Raw genomic sequence first — 15,939 nt, 5'->3', positions numbered from 1 at the left:
TTGGGCAATTCTCGCATTATCGCGCCGTTCACTGGCACATACTCGTCTTCGTTTGGATGATTCATTTTATTTAATCATTTCCAATTAATGAAAACGAAAACAACTAAATCAGCCAATCAGGATGACTTCCTGGATATTGAAAAAATAGCCACGGAAATGGCCGCCAGCGCGGTCGCTCCTGCTGATTCGGCAACTACCGAAGCTAAAACAGCTAAGGTTCCTAAAAAGAAAGTAGCAAAACCAGCCGTTGAAGCCGGTTTTGACGATACAGCAGCCGAAATCGTTGCGGAAGGTGTGGCCGATAAAGTCGTTATCGTGGCCGACGAACCTCTTGCACACGTTGACGAACCTAAAGCGGCTTCTTCTACGACGCCTGCCGCTGCAGAAGTAGCAGTGCCTAAGGTTGATCCCAATCAGATTTTATTCTCCAGCCTGTCCATTTCAGCCGAAGTATTGCAGGCCGTTACGGACATGGGCTTTGTTAGCCCATCGCCCATTCAGGCCGAAGCGATTCCGCCAATCCTGGACGGTCGCGATGTAATCGGACAGGCCCAGACCGGTACCGGTAAAACGGCTGCCTTTGGTATCCCGGCTCTTGATCTGATCGATGTTCAGGACCGCTCGGTTCAAACGCTGATCCTTTGCCCAACGCGTGAATTAGCACTGCAGGTAGCCGAAGAGATCAAGAAACTGGCCAAATACAAGCGTGGTATCCGTATCGAAGCCATTTATGGGGGCGACTCCATTGAGCGGCAGATTCGGTCGCTCAAGAGCGGTGTGCATATCGTGATCGGTACGCCCGGTCGTGTAATGGACCACATGGAGCGGAATACCCTCAAACTCAACAACGTTAAGATGATGATTCTTGACGAAGCGGATGAGATGCTGGATATGGGCTTCCGTGAAGATATTGAGAGCATTCTGGAAGAAATGCCCGAAGAGCGGCAAACGATTCTGTTCTCGGCAACGATGTCGAAGCCGATCATGCAGATCACCCAGAAGTTCCAGAAAGATCCTGTGCTTGTGAAAGTCGTCAAGAAAGAACTGACGAACGTAAACATCGAGCAGGTTTACTTTGAAGTGAAATCGAAGGCAAAGGTTGAAGTAATGTGCCGTCTGATCGACATGTACGACCTGAAACTGCTGCTGGTATTCTGTAACACAAAGCGTAAAGTCGACGAGATCGTTGAAGACCTGCAAATCCGTGGCTATCAGGCCGAAGGCTTGCACGGCGATCTGCGCCAGGCGCAACGGAACAACGTCATGAGCAAGTTCCGGGCCGGTACGACCAACATTCTGGTTGCTACCGACGTTGCCGCTCGTGGTATTGACGTTGACGATGTCGACGCCGTTATCAACTTCGACATTCCCCTCGACGAAGAATATTACGTACACCGGATCGGCCGGACAGGCCGGGCGGGTAAATCGGGCCGGGCGTTCTCATTCGTAGGCCGCGATGAGAAGTACCGCTTCCGTGAAATTCAGACCTATACAAAAGTTAAGGTTGAGAAAGGTGTTATTCCTTCATTCGAAGACATCGTAGGTGTTCGCAAAGCCCGTTTCATCGAGCAACTGCAACAAACGATTCAGGAAAGCAAAGACCTGAACCTGTATGATGATTTACTGACGCAGCTCAACCACGCCGGTTTCTCGACCGAGCAGATTGTGGCCGCGCTGGTAAAACGCAGCATGGGTCTGGAGAAGAACGAATTCGCGGATCAGAACCTCAACCTGGAAGATGATCGCCGGAATGGCCGCGACAAATACGCCGACCGTGGTCGGGGTGAGAGCGGTGGACGTTTCGAAGACCGTCGGGGTGGGTCACGCTTTGGCGACCGCGATGAGCGGGGCAACAGCTCGCGTTTCGGTGACCGCCGTGAGGGTGGCGACCGGGGTGCCCGTAACGACGGACCGTCCCGCTTTGGCGACCGCCGGAATGACGGTGGTGACCGTCCACGTTTCAACGACCGGGATCGGTCGGGCAGCGGCAAACCTTACTTCGACCGCGACGATCAGCGTGTTCCCCGTGAGCGCGAAGCGAACATGACCCGCCTGATGGTAAGCATTGGCCGCAAAGATTTCGTCCGTCCGGGCGACATCGTAGGCGCCATTGCTGGTGAAGCCAACATTCCGGGTAACAGCATCGGCAGCATCGACATCTTCGACAAGTTCACCTATGTTGACGTACCGAAAGATGTAGCCAACCGCGTTGTCGACGCTATGGAAGGCAACACCATTAAAGGTCGCCGGGTAAATATTGAAGTAGCACGGTAGTTTAATGCCGTAAGTGAAATAGGTGGAATAAGTAAAATGGCTGACGCAGGAGTTTTGATCTCGCGTCAGCCATTTTACTTATTCCACCTATTTCACTTACGGCACTAAAGTCTATTCCTCATAGAAATATCCGAAAATAATTCCCATCTCGTCTTCACTCGTCAGGCCGAAGCTTACGGCTTTGCTGGTAGTATTGTTATAGGTTATTTCAGACATGAGCCCTTCCCCTTTCTGCAGGTCGATGGGCGTTTTGAAAGTGATGATTTCAGGGTTTTCCCAGTCGGTGGAGGTGTAAACGATTTCCCCGTTGCGGGCGCCCCCCACAATTTTAATCACGAACTTCTCCCCCAGCTTGTGCATGTGCGACGTAAGGGTCAACACCTTCCGGGGCTTGCTGAAAGTAAACGTTTTGGTCAGCGTGACACGCGTCTTGGCGGGTAGTGATAGATTGGTATTACTCAGGTCAAGCGTCTGGACAATATTCTTGACCTTTGCTTTGTCGACTGTGTACAGATTAATCTGGGCCTCGCCCTTGCGCACGGCCGTGGTTTTGTTGACGAAGTGCGAGTTAAGGTCAAACGAAGCACCTGCCGGAATAAGTAACGCCATCCCCTCGGGAAATACATAATCCTGATATTGTGCCTGCGAACCCGCCAGATACACATGGTTCGACATCGTAAGTGCCGTGAGTATGTTCAGGGAGTTGTCCGGATTACGTAAATCGCGGATATCGTTTAAGTTAGGCAGCACCGATTTATTGCGAAAATCATAAGCAACAAAATGGTGGCTTCCACTCTGCATTTTGGTCTCATAGCGATTTACATACACATCCTGGGTGTTACCCAGCATTTTTCGGGTGAACAGTTCCCGTTCAAAATTCGGCTGTATGTCGAACGAAGGAACGGCCATTTGAAAACCCGTTCCGGGCGCTGGTACAGCCAACGGCTCATAAGCCACTTCCGTAACGGTTTTATCGCTTAACAAGGCAGCATCCGCAATGATACCCGTTTTGGGAGCTCCGGCATCAATCCAGCGACGAACGAACTCAACCTGCCCGTCGGACAGTGAGAGGCCGCCCAACGGCATTTGATTGCCATATTGTTTACCACTATGATGGCTGGCGGTTGTTGTAATCTTATGATAAAGTAAGCTCTCCAGTGAAGCAAACGCCTTCACACGCTTGAGTCCATCGGCTTTGGCACCACTGTTCTTAGGGTCGACCCCTACCAGATTCTGATAAGCCACACCTTCCGCCAAGACCAGTCCGTGCTGGAAATACGTAGCATCTTTATCCGATAAGTGACAGCCCGATGTAGCGCAGGAAGGCGTCAGTATCTTTTGCTGGATCAGATCGAAAGACGATGTCTCTGTTGGAGCAAGGGTTTCGGTCGTGTCTTTAGAACAGGACACTAAATTCAGCCCCAGAGCCGAAACACCAACAGCCAGGGCTAATCGGGTATAATTCAGGAAGTTCATAGATGCTCATGGGCCATAAAGCCCTCAGAAAGGTAACGTAATTTATGGTTACTTTCGTCAAAACTGAAGTACGAAATCCTGCTTCGGCTGCTCCTTTCGAAAGAAAACCAACCCTACCCAAAATAAATCGACCGTTACACTAACGGATTGATGGCTTTTAATAAAGGCCCATGCCTGTTCCATCTCCTCCGACCAGTGAATATCGTCAAAGACGAATACGGTGTCGTTGTGGATATTGGCCAGGCAGGTTTCGAAGTAGCGCACCGTTGGCTCATACCGGTGGTTGGCATCAAAAAAGACAAAATCAACGGCAGGAAGCGCGGCAATAGCAGGGGCAAGCGTTTCGTCTAAATTACCAACCAATACATCTACGTTCTGAATAGCTAATCGCTCAAAATTCTGCCGGGCCACAGCCGCCGTTTCCGGGCAGCCTTCAAACGTCAGTACATGGCCTCCGTACGGTTTGGTGGCTTCGGCCAGACAAGCCGTTGTCATACCCAGCGATGTTCCTAAATCAACGACAACTTTTGCCTCAAATCGCTGAATCAACCGAAACAGCAGCCGACCGAAGCGCGCCGGCTTTTGGGAGTTTCGGGCAATATCGCCAATGGTACGCTGCCGGGATGCGTTTACTTTGGACCCAGCTCCCAGATCAGCGATTGTAATGAGCTGACGGCTTTTACGGAGCTCTTTCCGAAGTACCCGTATAGGCGCAAATAATTCTTTCGATCCGGTTCTTGCCCGAATGACCTGAAGATACAGCGAAAAGAGAAAGGGAGAGTGAAGCGAATGTTCGTCGCGGGCGCGACTTAAATACCGAAGATAAGCGAGTAACAACAATTAGTTCAGTTTATACGGCACCACCATCGTGAACTCAGGGATACTAACCCGAAGCTGTTTGCCATCAATAATTCGTTCGACAAGATACGTTCCTGCCATCTTACCAATACTCGACCGCAGGTTACAGCCCGATACGTATTCGTGGACTTCACCGGGCTCAAGTACCGGCTGCAGTCCAACAACGCCCTCGCCTTCTACTTCCCGAACGGTACCATTGGAATCAAAAATCAACCAATGACGCCGGAGCAACTGGATTGTGTAGTCGCTGGCATTTTCGATGGTAATCCGATAGGTGAACACGTAGTGCGCCTGGAGTGGACTAGAGTAATCGGCCTGATACTCAGTCTTTACGCTAACTTTCACGCCTTCTGTGACTGACGAAACCATAAATATTAGTGTCGTTTTGCAACCTTAGAACGAAAATTAAGTTGATTAGTTTTGTTACGCAAGAACCACTCTCAAAAAATTTTTGTAAAGGGGTTTTTGGCGTTTGTAGGCGTATAATGCCGAATCACCCTTATCAGTTCCCTTCATGAACGTATCTATTGCCGAATCCTGGCGAAATCGGTTACAGCCCGAATTCGATAAATCTTACTTTGCTGAACTTGCCCAATTTTTACGACACGAATACAGTACTCAACGTGTGTTTCCGCCGGGTGCCTTGATGTTCAATGCTTTTAACAAGTGTAGTTTCGATGATACGCGGGTCGTTATACTGGGGCAGGACCCGTATCATGGCGAAGGGCAAGCCAATGGGCTGGCGTTCTCGGTTGCCGATGGCATCACCAAGCCACCGTCCCTAATCAATATTTTTAAGGAAATACAGGACGACTTAGGCAAGCCCATCCCGAAATCAGGCAATCTGGAGCGCTGGGCCAGCCAGGGTGTTATGCTGCTTAACGCTACGCTTACCGTTCGTGCCGGACAGGCCGGGTCGCATCAGGGCAAAGGCTGGGAAACGTTTACCGATGCCGTTATCAAGTTGATCTCAGAAGAGAAAGAGCATGTCGTTTTTATGCTCTGGGGCGCTTTCGCTCAAAAGAAAGGAGCCGTGATCGACAGCAAAAAACACCTGATCCTAAAAGCGAAACACCCGTCGCCTATGGCCGCTAATTATGGCGGCTGGTTTGGCAATAAACATTTCAGTCAGGCCAACGCTTATCTGGAAGGTAAGGGATTGGCCCCGGTGGAGTGGTAAAAGGGAGGAGGGGGAGTAGAGCGACGAAGGGAAAGAGAGGGCTACATTCGCCACCCTTTTCTCCCATTCGTCGCTCTACTCCCCCTCCTCCCTTTTACTCCCTTTTTTTAATCGATTGTTCTGAACAACCGGTTCCAGCGGATTTTATTCCAGATGTTGGCCGGGTTAGGGTCGAGCGACATCCAGACAAATACCGCTTTACCCACAATGTGATCTTCCGGAACGAAGCCCCAGAAACGTGAGTCGAGGGAGTTATCGCGGTTGTCGCCCATCATGAAGTAGTAATCCTGTTTGAAGGTATACGACTTGATCGGCTGGCCACCGATTTTAATGGCTTCGGGCGCTACTTCTACTTTTTCGTTTCCTTCATACAGCTCAATGACCGGTCCGTAGAGAGCAATCGTCTGCGCGTTGATCTGAATCGTTGCACCCTTTTTCGGAATCGTGATCGGGCCGAAATTATCATGGTTCCATTTGAAAGTCGGCGTCCCGTAAATCATAGGGGCCATTTCGCCAGGCTTTTCGGTCATAGGCTCGATACCTTTTACAAAGTCGAAGCTCTTAAATTTTGCAATGACATCTTCTGTCGTGTTGACGCTGTAGCCAACCATTGTGGATGTTTTCGTCGAGTCGTTGTATTGCTCCAGGGGCTTCCAGTTTTCGGTTGGCTGGCTCGGATCACGGTAGTCATTAACAATCTCATACTTGCGAAAAAACGTCGCGTCAAGGACTTCGGTCGTTTTTACAAAGTACTTCTGTTCGGCACGGGGTGGGGTCGGAAAGGGTTTGCCGTTCACAAACACGGCCCGTTGCCGAACCTCAAGCACATCGCCGGGAATGCCAATGCACCGTTTGATGTAATTGGTTTTCAGATCGACTGGATAGTCAATGTTGTCATTCAGGTATTTGGGCGGTACGTTGAAAACCACCACGTCACCGTTCTTGACGTGCGTAAAGCCCGGCAGCCGGTACGACGGTAACTGAATGGCGGTGCTGTAAGAAGGGATATTGGTACCCCATATTTTCTGGTGCGTTAACGGCACCTGCAAGGGCGTACGGGGTGTCCGGGTGCCGTAATGCAGCTTACTCACAAACAGAAAATCGCCCACCATCAGGCTGTTTTCCATCGATGGAGTTGGAATCGTAAACGCTTCCATAAACAACCACCGAATAAGCGTAGCCGCCACAACGGCGAACAGGACGGAATCGAACCACTCACGAATGGGCGATTTTCTAGCTTTAGCCGGTCTTGTTTCGGCCTTCGTTCTTACTTCAGACATGTAAACTAATGATAAATTATGACAGGGTCACCCGTAGGGCGGTAAAGTTCAAACAGGTTATCGAAATACCGTGACTGAATACGAAATTACGAAGATGAACTGGTTTTATATAGCCGTTCATCATTCATCCGGTTTAATTGCCCAGTAAGTCATCCATTCCGAACAGGCCTTCACGTCCAATGAGCCATTCGGCGGCTATAACCGCCCCAAGAGCAAACCCCTGACGGCTATGGGCCACATGCTTGATTTCGATACGATCAACGTCAGATTCGTAACGAACGGTATGTGTGCCGGGCACGGTTCCTTCGCGAAGTGATTCGATCTCAATGGCATCCTCCCCAACCGGCAATGGTTCTTTTCCGGCTTCGTTACTTACCCAGCGCTGTTTGCCGGGCAGCTGCGCCATAACGCCTTCGGCCAGTGTGATGGCGGTTCCGCTGGGCGCATCCTTCTTTTCGGTATGGTGAATCTCCGTCATCGACACATGATAAGACGGGTAGTTCCGCATAAACTGTGCCAGCACTTTGTTCAACCGAAAAAACAGATTGACGCCAATGCTGTAGTTGGATGCATAGAAAAAAGCGCCTTTTGTCTGCTCGCATAGCGCTTCGATGGCTGGTCGACGATTGAGCCAGCCCGTAGTACCGCATACGACCGGCCAGTTCCGCTCCAGGCAGTAGGTTATGTTTTCGGCCGCCGATTCGGGCGAGCTGAATTCAATGACAACATCCACATCGTCGGGTTCGAGGTTCGACAAATCGGCATAGTTATCGGCATCAATACGGCCCGCAATCTGGTGACCCCGTTCGAGCGCGATCTGCTCGATAGTCTTTCCCATTTTGCCGTAGCCCAGCAGAAGAATATTCACTTTAGTGTCTGGTTAAAAGGGGCGTCGGGTCTAAGAACCCAACACCCCATCAATTCGCAATTTATTTAAACGTAAGCGCCACCCGAACCGCCGGAACAAAACCGATGCCGGGGGCGGGAAGCACATTGGGCTCGACGTTCATCGAAATGTCGTCGGTTAAATCAAATGTCTTTAAATGAGCGGCTACGTTGGCTTCGACAATGTTAATGGCCCACAAAAGACCGGACAGCAGGAGGTTCAAATCGCGGTAACGACGGAAGGTATCGTAGGCATTCTTGGCATTGGCCGATGTCTTAAAAATAACTTTGCCGTCATTAAACGGGCTGACGCCAATTGTTACTTCGTCTACTTTGTACCGTATACCCTCAGTATACGTAACGGGACCCTGAAGGTTCGCATAGAGCTCTGGCTTAAGACTGGCAAAAAAACCATTCCCTATGTTAAACAGTGCGTCCGTTGCTTTATCGCCGTAAAGGAGCCGTCGATAGCCGACTTCAGCCTCTTTGGCCAGCCCCCGATATTTAACAAAGAGATAGCCCATTACGCCAAAACCGGCATAAATAAATGGTATCTTATAATACTGACGGTTATACGCCTGACCGAGACCAGGCAGCATCAGTGAGCGAATGGTGGCCTTCTTGGGAATAATCTTGTGGATTTTCGCTTCCTGCTGCGCTGATACACGAACGGTATCCGGGGTATCCAGCGACGCAGAATCGTCCGCCGTCAGTATAGACCGGCCAACCTGAATCGGAACCCCATTACGTCGGATTGTGGTTGGAATCGTGTCGGCTGCGGACCGGATTTGCCGGGTTGAATCAGTAGCCGCCGGGGTTGGAGCAGGCGTGATAGCCGGCCGTTGGGCGAAGGATGTTGCAATGGATACACTGAACAGGCAGACTGTAAGTAAGCTGAAAAATTTCATACTCACAAAACGACCATATCCCTTTTCGTTGGGCCACTCATTCACCGGTTTAAGGTAATTTAACACGGTTACATCTGAGTTTAACTCTGCGAGTTCAGTACTTCCAGAATTTTGGTTAGCTCTTCCTGCGAGGTAAATGGGATCTTTATTTCGCCCTTATGCTTTTCGTCGGCTTTTATGGATACGCGGGTACCAAACAACGATGATAACTTAAACTGGAGGCTGCGCATTTCCTGTTTGGGCAGGGTAACACGACGGGTACTTACCGTTTCCTGGCTCTCATCGGACAGGTTCCGTACAGCCTCCTCTACTTTCCGAACCGACCATTCTTCATCAACGGCTCTTGTAAACAGCCGGATTTGCGCGTCGGGGTTTTCGATATTGATGATGGCTCTTGCGTGCCCCATCGAAATCTTGTTATCCCGCAGCGATGCCTGAATAACGGGGGGTAATTTTAATAACCGGATGTAGTTATTGACCGTAGTCCGGTTTTTTCCGACACGTTCACCCAGCTCTTCCTGCTTCAGACTGCATTCGGTAATGAGCCGCTGGTAGCTGAGGGCAATTTCTATGGCGTTCAGGTTCTCGCGCTGAATGTTCTCAATCAGGGCCATTTCCAGCATCTGCTGGTCATTGGCTGTTCGAACATAGGCCGGAATGTGGGTCAGGCCCGCTATTTTAGACGCCTGCAAACGCCGTTCACCGGCAATAAGCTGGTAACGCTCTTTACCCAGCTGCCGAACGGTGATCGGCTGAATAATGCCTTGCGTCCGAATGGAGTCGGCTAACTCCTGTAGCGCTTCTTCATCAAAACGGGTACGGGGCTGAAAAGGATTTGTTTCGATCAGCGTGACGCTGATTTCAGTCATTGTACTAATCGACTCAAACGGCGACGGTTTCGTCTGTCTGCTAACCGATTCGCTATCGTGCAACAAGGCGCCCAAGCCACGGCCCAATCCTATCATCTTCTTACTCGGTGCTTTGGTGTTGTCCATAAGACAAGTATGTATGATGTATGATGTATGGTGTATGATACAGGACAAACGTGTCGGATCATGTCATCCTATCTCATACACCATACATCATACATACTTGATTTAAGCTTCCTGCGGCATCATGCCGTTCTTTATCAGAATTTCTCGGGCCAGGTTCAGGTAACTGACGGCTCCTTTGCTGTCGGCGTCCTGCGCCAGGGCAGGTACGCCAAAGCTGGGCGATTCGCTCAGCCGGATGTTACGGGGGATGATGGTGCTGAAAACCATTTGCTGGAAATGGCTCGTTACTTCACCCACCACCTGATTCGACAGTCGAACCCGCAAATCGTACATCGTCAGCAGAATCCCTTCGATGGCCAGATGCGTGTTGAGTCGCGACTGAATGATTTTGATGGTGTTGAGCAGCTTACCCAATCCTTCGAGCGCGAAATACTCACACTGAACCGGAATAATAACCGAATCAGCAGCAGTGAGGCTGTTAATCGTAATCAGGCCAAGGGAGGGCGAACAGTCGATGATAATGAAATCGTAATCGTCCCGTATACTATCGAGCGTCGTTTTCATCTTATCCTCCCGGTTCTGGAGGTTAATCATCTCTATTTCGGCCCCAACGAGGTCGATGTGCGATGGCAGCAAATCCAGGTTCGGAAAATCCGTCTGAATTATAGCGTCCTGAGGGCGAACGCCCTCAACCATACATTCGTAAATGCTGTTCTCAATTTCTTTCGGATTGTAACCTAACCCGGACGTAGAATTCGCCTGGGGGTCAGCGTCAACAATGAGCGTCTGAAATTCGAGGGCGGCCAAGCTGGCGGCCAAGTTGATTGTTGTTGTAGTTTTACCGACGCCACCTTTTTGGTTGGCGATAGCAATGACTTTACCCATGGGTCTGTGCGTTGCAGACCCAAAGATGCCGGATAGTTTCCACGAATGCAAGAACTGTTTCACGGAATGTTCCACAAAAACCAAAGAGCGAAAGAGCGAAAGACTGAAAGAGTAGCCTGTACACTCACTTTCACTCTTTCATTATTTCGCTCTTTCACTATGCCCAGACCTTCGTTCCTTCGGTGCAATTGCGGCACATCTCTATTTCGGAGCGGGAACGCAGCAGGGTTTGCCGGAAGTCGGTATAAGACGGCCCCTGCCAGAGGTCGGCGAAGGATTGGGTCTGGAGATCGCCGAGCCGATGATGTGCATCTTTGTCGAAGCAGCAGGGTACCACAAGTCCATCCCAGGTGATGACGCAGGAGTGCCACATCTTCCAGCAGTGGTCGCCAAAGCCATTTTTGATCCGATAGGTGCCGTCTGCCTGCGGAGCGTAGCGGCTGTACTGATCGATGGTCGGTATCAGATCGGACCCCTGCTCGTAGTCGTAAATCTGAGCCGTTTTCAGGCCCACTTCATCGACACCCAGTTCGCGCGCTAATTTATTTACTTCGGCAATCTGGTGTTCGTTGGGTTTGACGACCAGAAACTGAAAAACCACATGCGGTGTCCGTGATTTCAACTCCTTTTTCCAACGGATGATATTCTTTGTCCCTTCCAGCACTTTTTCGAGCTTCCCCCCTACCCGATACTGCTCATATACTTCCTGCGTGGTGCCGTCGATCGAAATGATCAGCCGGTCCAGGCCCGACTCCACAGTTTTGCGGGCGTTGGCATCCGTCAGGTAATGGGCATTGGTGCTGGTGGCTGTATAGATGTTTCGTTCGGTTGCGTAACGAACCAGCTCCAGAAACTGCGGATGCAGGTAGGGCTCACCCTGAAAGTAGAAGATTAAGTAAAGAAGTGTTTCGTGGAGTTCGTCGATGGTACGTTTATAGAGGTCTTCGCCCAGCATACCGGTCGGGCGGGTGAAGGACCGTAAGCCGCTGGGGCATTCCGGGCAGCGCAGATTACAGGAGGTCGTTGGCTCGAAAGACACCGACATGGGGAGGCCACGGTGCGTAGCTTTGCCCGTTCGCCGTGACTCATAATAACTATACACCACTTTCAGCGCATTGGCTATGCGTTTGGGTGTCAGTTTGGAAGCGAAGTTCAGGCCGTCGAGTACGTTGCGATTCATGCCGTAAAGGTACGGTTCTGCCGTTTACCGGAACACCTTTTTCAAATCAATCGAAATCCCCTTGGTTGGGTCAGTGAGGATAGTTTTTTAGACCAGCCTATACACCTGGCACCCTTCTTCCTCAAAAATAACCTCCCCAGCTGTTAATCCCGGCCCTGCTTTGGGCAACGCGCCTTTCATACTAGCCGCAAAAACGTAACCTTTGGACTCGCCCCGCGTGGACTCGCCAAGCGTCCAGACGATGTAGTCCTTTCCATCGTTGGGACCTACCAGCCAACGCGTTTCTTTTCCCGCTATTTCCGGCCAGACACTTTCTGCAAAGGCGCGCATCCGGCTAATGGCGGTAAACTGTTCGGCATTTTGCCCCCAGATGAACGGCCCGTGCGTCACCTTATCCGGCTGGCGGTCGTCTTCTATCTGAAAGACGTAGAGTTTCGAATATTCTTCGTTTTCGCCCCGCTGATCGTGCTGATTTCTTACTTCAAAACCCAGTCCTACATAACTCGGCATGTCGGTCAGGAAGAGGGCCGTAAAATACCGAAACAGATTTCCGGCACGGTAAAACGCATCGAAACGCGGGTCGTCTTTATCGGCGGTCATAACCGTGAAATTCGGCGCAAACCGTCGTGTTTTCAGGTAGTCGACATAGTCGGCAAAGTGTTTTTTGAACGTCGGCGAGCCAACGACCATCGACTGTAGATCGCCAAGGGTCGAATCGGCTTCGATGGCTTCCAGATGGTCGAGTTCATTACCATAGCCCATGGTATCCGGCGGAGCCAGAAAAGTCTCGGCGAAAAACGCATAGTAGGGTACACTTTGCTGTACGTACTTTTTTATGGCTCGTAACGGATCATAAAAGGCATCGGGTTCGGCAGGAACGCCTTCGGGCCGAAGCTGCACATGCGCCATATCGCCCCGCATGAAATCAAAATTATACTTCTGCTGGCAATCGCGTACGTTCCGACAGATGTAGTTCCAGGCAGGCAAGTTGGGTCGGTTGAAATCAAGTTCCCAATCCCGATTATTATCCCTGGATTCATAGAATCGATACCGCGCCAGGGGGCCAAACACCCGCGACATTTCCTGAGGCTGATCGAACGCATACTGGTACCAAATCTGCCCAAAATCGTCTACGACAAAGTCATTGGGGTCAATATGAAGCCCGCGATAAGGCGGTGCCATAGTCATGGGCAGTGTCTCCAGCCCCAGTGAAACAAGATGCCGGATCAGGGCAAGCCGCCGGTTCAGGCGTCCATTGTAATCATTGGGCAATCCGAACAAGATCCGCTGCCGTTGCTGATCGCTCAGGGTGGCAGAGCCCCCTTGCTGGTCCGTCGAAAAGAAGACCTCTTTGGTAAAGGTCAGGGGTGTTCCATCAGCGGCCCCCATAAACTTCAGAAATTGCCAGATCGCTTCCTCAGCGTATCGGTATACCAGACTCGAATGATCCAGTAACGTGTCTGGTTTGCCTCCTTTTTCGTCGCGCTGCACCCACTCAAACAGGGCAGGCAGCGTGAGCACCATTTCGGAGAAACGATCGGTGTGGGGAATAACGTCCATACCAACCGTCCGTCCCATGGCATGAAGGAGATTCGTTACCACTTTTAGTTGCTTCTCAACAGTATCGAGCGCGGGCACGAAACGGGCCAGTTCAACATCAAAGAACTCCGGGTTGATTTGCCAACTTACCATCCCGTACAAACTTCCAACCACGCCCGGCTCCCAGATTGGCAGTAAATGAATACTGTCATGACTGGCCGGTACGGTCATTACATAGCTGATAATTTTCCAGAAAGAGCCCAGGGTGCGGACATTTATTCCGACCATATTGCTGCGCTTCAGCCAGCTGCCATCAGTATAAATCCGGGCCGGGCTGTCAATCGTCTCGGCCGGATCCAGCGCCCGGCGCAGGGTTTCGTTGCCTAGTCGCTTATGCAGGATCTCCAGCGTTTGATACACAGAAAACTGTACCGCCGTTTGGGGCAGTAAATGCATAATGAACGACGAACGTCCCGATTGATAGGCTTCCGTGTGGGTAGCGTAGTGCTGGTACCAGTCTGTTTGTAACGTTTCCATTGAGGTTGGCATAAAGCAAATGTAAAACGGTTTTTAGAAAACCAAACACTGTCTTTTTGTGTCAAAAGGACACAGAAATAACCGCGTTACCCACATTTCTCATTTAGAATTGCCATTTAAAAGGCTATGATTACGCCTGTTAACAAGGCTGCCTTCCCCAGCGATACGGTATGGCATCAATACGTTCGCAGTACTTTAAGCCGATGATTTTTGTTGATGCGAATGTGTGGATTGCTGATGGTGTGAAATAAGAGCCCGCTTAGCACCAGTGTTCCTACAACGGGTAATGTATTGCTGTAAAAGCCCCGGTTGTTGACAATATCGGCCAATAAATATACGCCCCCAGCAATGGGAAAAAGCGTGCCCGCGGCCGTGATAAAGGGAATACGCCGATTCAGGTAAACCATCTGTACATCGTCGAACCGGAAAGTTACCGGTTCATCCCGGTTCATGACCTGATTAGCCATCAGCACGCTGAATGTACTGTCCGTCACATCGTACAACTGTTCCCGGTATTTTTCATTACCGGCTTTGAAGTGCAGTTCATCCCCGACAAAAAAACGGTAGCGCCGAAAGCCGCCAATCACATGGTTTACGTCGAGAGCCAGATAGCGGGTTGGACGGATCAGGGCAGCGAACGCCGTGCCTTTGCGTTGCAGGAGCTGCTCTGTCGTGAGCGTGTCCTGAGGTTGGGCGATGGCACAGCTGCCGATAAAAACAAAAACCAGACTAAAGAACCAGCGAAAGTTAAATTTCATAAAGCGACTAGTTGAACTTGTTATCAATAACAGGAAAAAACGGATAGCGGACTGGTTTTTTAGAAAAATTTAACCCATTCGCAAAGTGTTGGCTAATTTGCGGGCATGATTACCGCTAACCAACTCCGAACGTTCACCGAACAAATATTCATAGCCCTTGGCTGCTCAGAAACCGATGCCCGTTTAGCCACTGATGTGCTCGTTAATGCCGACTTACGAGGTGTCGATTCGCACGGGGTTGCTCGTTTACCAGGGTACGTCCGCCTGTACGACCTGGGCCGTATCAATCCAACCCCGCACATTCGTGTGGTTCATGAAACCCCGTCAACAGCAGTCATCGACGGCGATCGTGGCCTGGGGCTGGTCGTTGGTCCCTGGGCTATGCAGGTCGCCATTGACAAGGCCCGAGTGGCGGGAACCGGCTGGGTAGCGGTGCGCAACTCCAACCACTTCGGCATTGCCGGGTATCATGCCCTGCTGGCAACGGAACATGATATGATTGGCCAGGCCATGACGCACGCGGCTCCACTTGTAGCGCCTACGTTTTCGTTAGATAAACTCCTGGGAACCAATCCTATCGCCGTGGCAATTCCGGCCGCTACCGAACCAACATTCCTGGCCGATTTTGCCTCAACGGCGGTCGCCTACGGTAAACTCGAAATTCTGCAACGCAAAGGGCAGGACATTCCCGAAGGTTGGGCGCAGAATGCCGAAGGTCAACCCACTACCGATGCCAATGCCGTTCGAAATGGCGGGGCGCTCCTGCCGCTCGGTACCGACCGCGAACACGGCTCGCATAAAGGCTACGGCCTGGGTGCTATTGTCGATATCTTCTCGGGCGTGCTCTCGGGGGCTAACTACGGCCCCTGGGTTCCGCCGTTCGCGACTGCCGGGTTTATGCAGTCCAATGAAGGCGTGGGCGTGGGAACCGGACATTTTTTCGGGGCCATGCGCATCGACGCCTTCCGGCCCGCCGACGAGTTTAAAACGCACATGGATACCTGGATTCAGCGATTCCGGCAAGCCAAAGCTGTAGAAGGAAAGCAGGTACTCATTCCCGGCGATCCCGAACGCATGATGGAAGCCGAACGATTGGCCAACGGCATTCCCGTTGTAGAGCCGGTCCTAAAAAGTCTGGAAGAATTAGGCGAACGATTCGGCGTAAAATTGTAAAAGGACAAACG

At 51.0% G+C, this 15,939-nt stretch carries 14 protein-coding genes; 3 read left to right on the top strand and 11 right to left on the bottom strand.

Annotation, left to right across the window (positions count from 1 at the left end):
- Positions 1-87: 87 nt before the first annotated feature.
- Positions 88-2,274, top strand: a complete 2,187-nt coding sequence (locus tag ACYVJM_RS15755; RefSeq protein ID WP_461149186.1) for a DEAD/DEAH box helicase — start codon at positions 88-90, stop codon at positions 2,272-2,274.
- Positions 2,275-2,385: 111 nt separating this feature from the next.
- Here the strand turns inward: ACYVJM_RS15755 and ACYVJM_RS15750 are convergent, their stop codons facing one another.
- Genes ACYVJM_RS15750 through apaG form a run of 3 tightly spaced genes read right to left on the bottom strand, consistent with a single transcriptional unit; the run spans position 2,386 to position 4,977 of the window.
- Complete coding sequence (locus ACYVJM_RS15750; RefSeq protein WP_461149185.1) at positions 2,386-3,750, bottom strand: monooxygenase; 1,365 nt, start codon at positions 3,748-3,750, stop codon at positions 2,386-2,388.
- A 57-nt stretch (positions 3,751-3,807) separates the two neighbouring features.
- Positions 3,808-4,587 (bottom strand): O-methyltransferase, encoded by a 780-nt coding sequence (locus ACYVJM_RS15745; protein WP_461149184.1) that lies wholly within the window; start codon positions 4,585-4,587, stop codon positions 3,808-3,810.
- A 3-nt stretch (positions 4,588-4,590) separates the two neighbouring features.
- Complete coding sequence (gene apaG / locus ACYVJM_RS15740) at positions 4,591-4,977, bottom strand: Co2+/Mg2+ efflux protein ApaG (protein WP_012924864.1); 387 nt, start codon at positions 4,975-4,977, stop codon at positions 4,591-4,593.
- 145 nt (positions 4,978-5,122) lie between these two features.
- On the opposite strand from apaG, the gene ung reads away from it, so the two are divergent.
- A complete protein-coding gene (ung, locus tag ACYVJM_RS15735) occupies positions 5,123-5,788 on the top strand; it encodes a uracil-DNA glycosylase (RefSeq protein ID WP_461149183.1) in 666 nt (221 codons plus the stop codon).
- Between the two features lie 107 nt (positions 5,789-5,895).
- On the opposite strand, the gene lepB is transcribed toward ung, so the two are convergent.
- The 8 genes from lepB to ACYVJM_RS15695 all read right to left on the bottom strand — a co-directional run bounded on the left by lepB (position 5,896) and on the right by ACYVJM_RS15695 (position 14,755).
- Complete coding sequence (lepB, locus tag ACYVJM_RS15730) at positions 5,896-7,068, bottom strand: signal peptidase I (RefSeq protein ID WP_461149182.1); 1,173 nt, start codon at positions 7,066-7,068, stop codon at positions 5,896-5,898.
- 133 nt (positions 7,069-7,201) lie between these two features.
- Positions 7,202-7,936 carry a 4-hydroxy-tetrahydrodipicolinate reductase gene (dapB, locus tag ACYVJM_RS15725; protein WP_461149181.1) on the bottom strand — a complete coding sequence of 245 codons (735 nt, stop codon included), beginning with the start codon at positions 7,934-7,936 and terminating at the stop codon, positions 7,202-7,204.
- Positions 7,937-7,997: 61 nt separating this feature from the next.
- Positions 7,998-8,927 (bottom strand): DUF5683 domain-containing protein, encoded by a 930-nt coding sequence (locus ACYVJM_RS15720; protein WP_461149180.1) that lies wholly within the window; start codon positions 8,925-8,927, stop codon positions 7,998-8,000.
- Between the two features lie 14 nt (positions 8,928-8,941).
- Entirely contained in the window at positions 8,942-9,856 is a 915-nt protein-coding gene (locus ACYVJM_RS15715; RefSeq protein ID WP_097123977.1) for a ParB/RepB/Spo0J family partition protein, read from the bottom strand.
- Positions 9,857-9,958: 102 nt separating this feature from the next.
- Positions 9,959-10,741 (bottom strand): ParA family protein, encoded by a 783-nt coding sequence (locus ACYVJM_RS15710; protein WP_041615784.1) that lies wholly within the window; start codon positions 10,739-10,741, stop codon positions 9,959-9,961.
- A gap of 157 nt (positions 10,742-10,898) precedes the next feature.
- Positions 10,899-11,921, bottom strand: coding sequence for an SPASM domain-containing protein (locus ACYVJM_RS15705; protein ID WP_461149179.1), 1,023 nt, complete (start codon positions 11,919-11,921; stop codon positions 10,899-10,901).
- Between the two features lie 87 nt (positions 11,922-12,008).
- On the bottom strand, positions 12,009-14,009 hold the full coding sequence (locus ACYVJM_RS15700) for an alpha-amylase family protein (protein ID WP_461149178.1): 2,001 nt from the start codon (positions 14,007-14,009) through the stop codon (positions 12,009-12,011).
- A 164-nt stretch (positions 14,010-14,173) separates the two neighbouring features.
- Complete coding sequence (locus ACYVJM_RS15695) at positions 14,174-14,755, bottom strand: hypothetical protein (RefSeq protein WP_461149177.1); 582 nt, start codon at positions 14,753-14,755, stop codon at positions 14,174-14,176.
- A gap of 105 nt (positions 14,756-14,860) precedes the next feature.
- On the opposite strand from ACYVJM_RS15695, the gene ACYVJM_RS15690 reads away from it, so the two are divergent.
- On the top strand, positions 14,861-15,928 hold the full coding sequence (locus ACYVJM_RS15690) for an Ldh family oxidoreductase (protein ID WP_461149176.1): 1,068 nt from the start codon (positions 14,861-14,863) through the stop codon (positions 15,926-15,928).
- Positions 15,929-15,939: the final 11 nt, after the last annotated feature.

Source organism: Spirosoma pulveris (assembly GCF_054781875.1).
The sequence above is the reverse complement of the archived record's forward strand: the minus strand, read 5'-3'. Positions and strand labels throughout refer to the sequence as shown.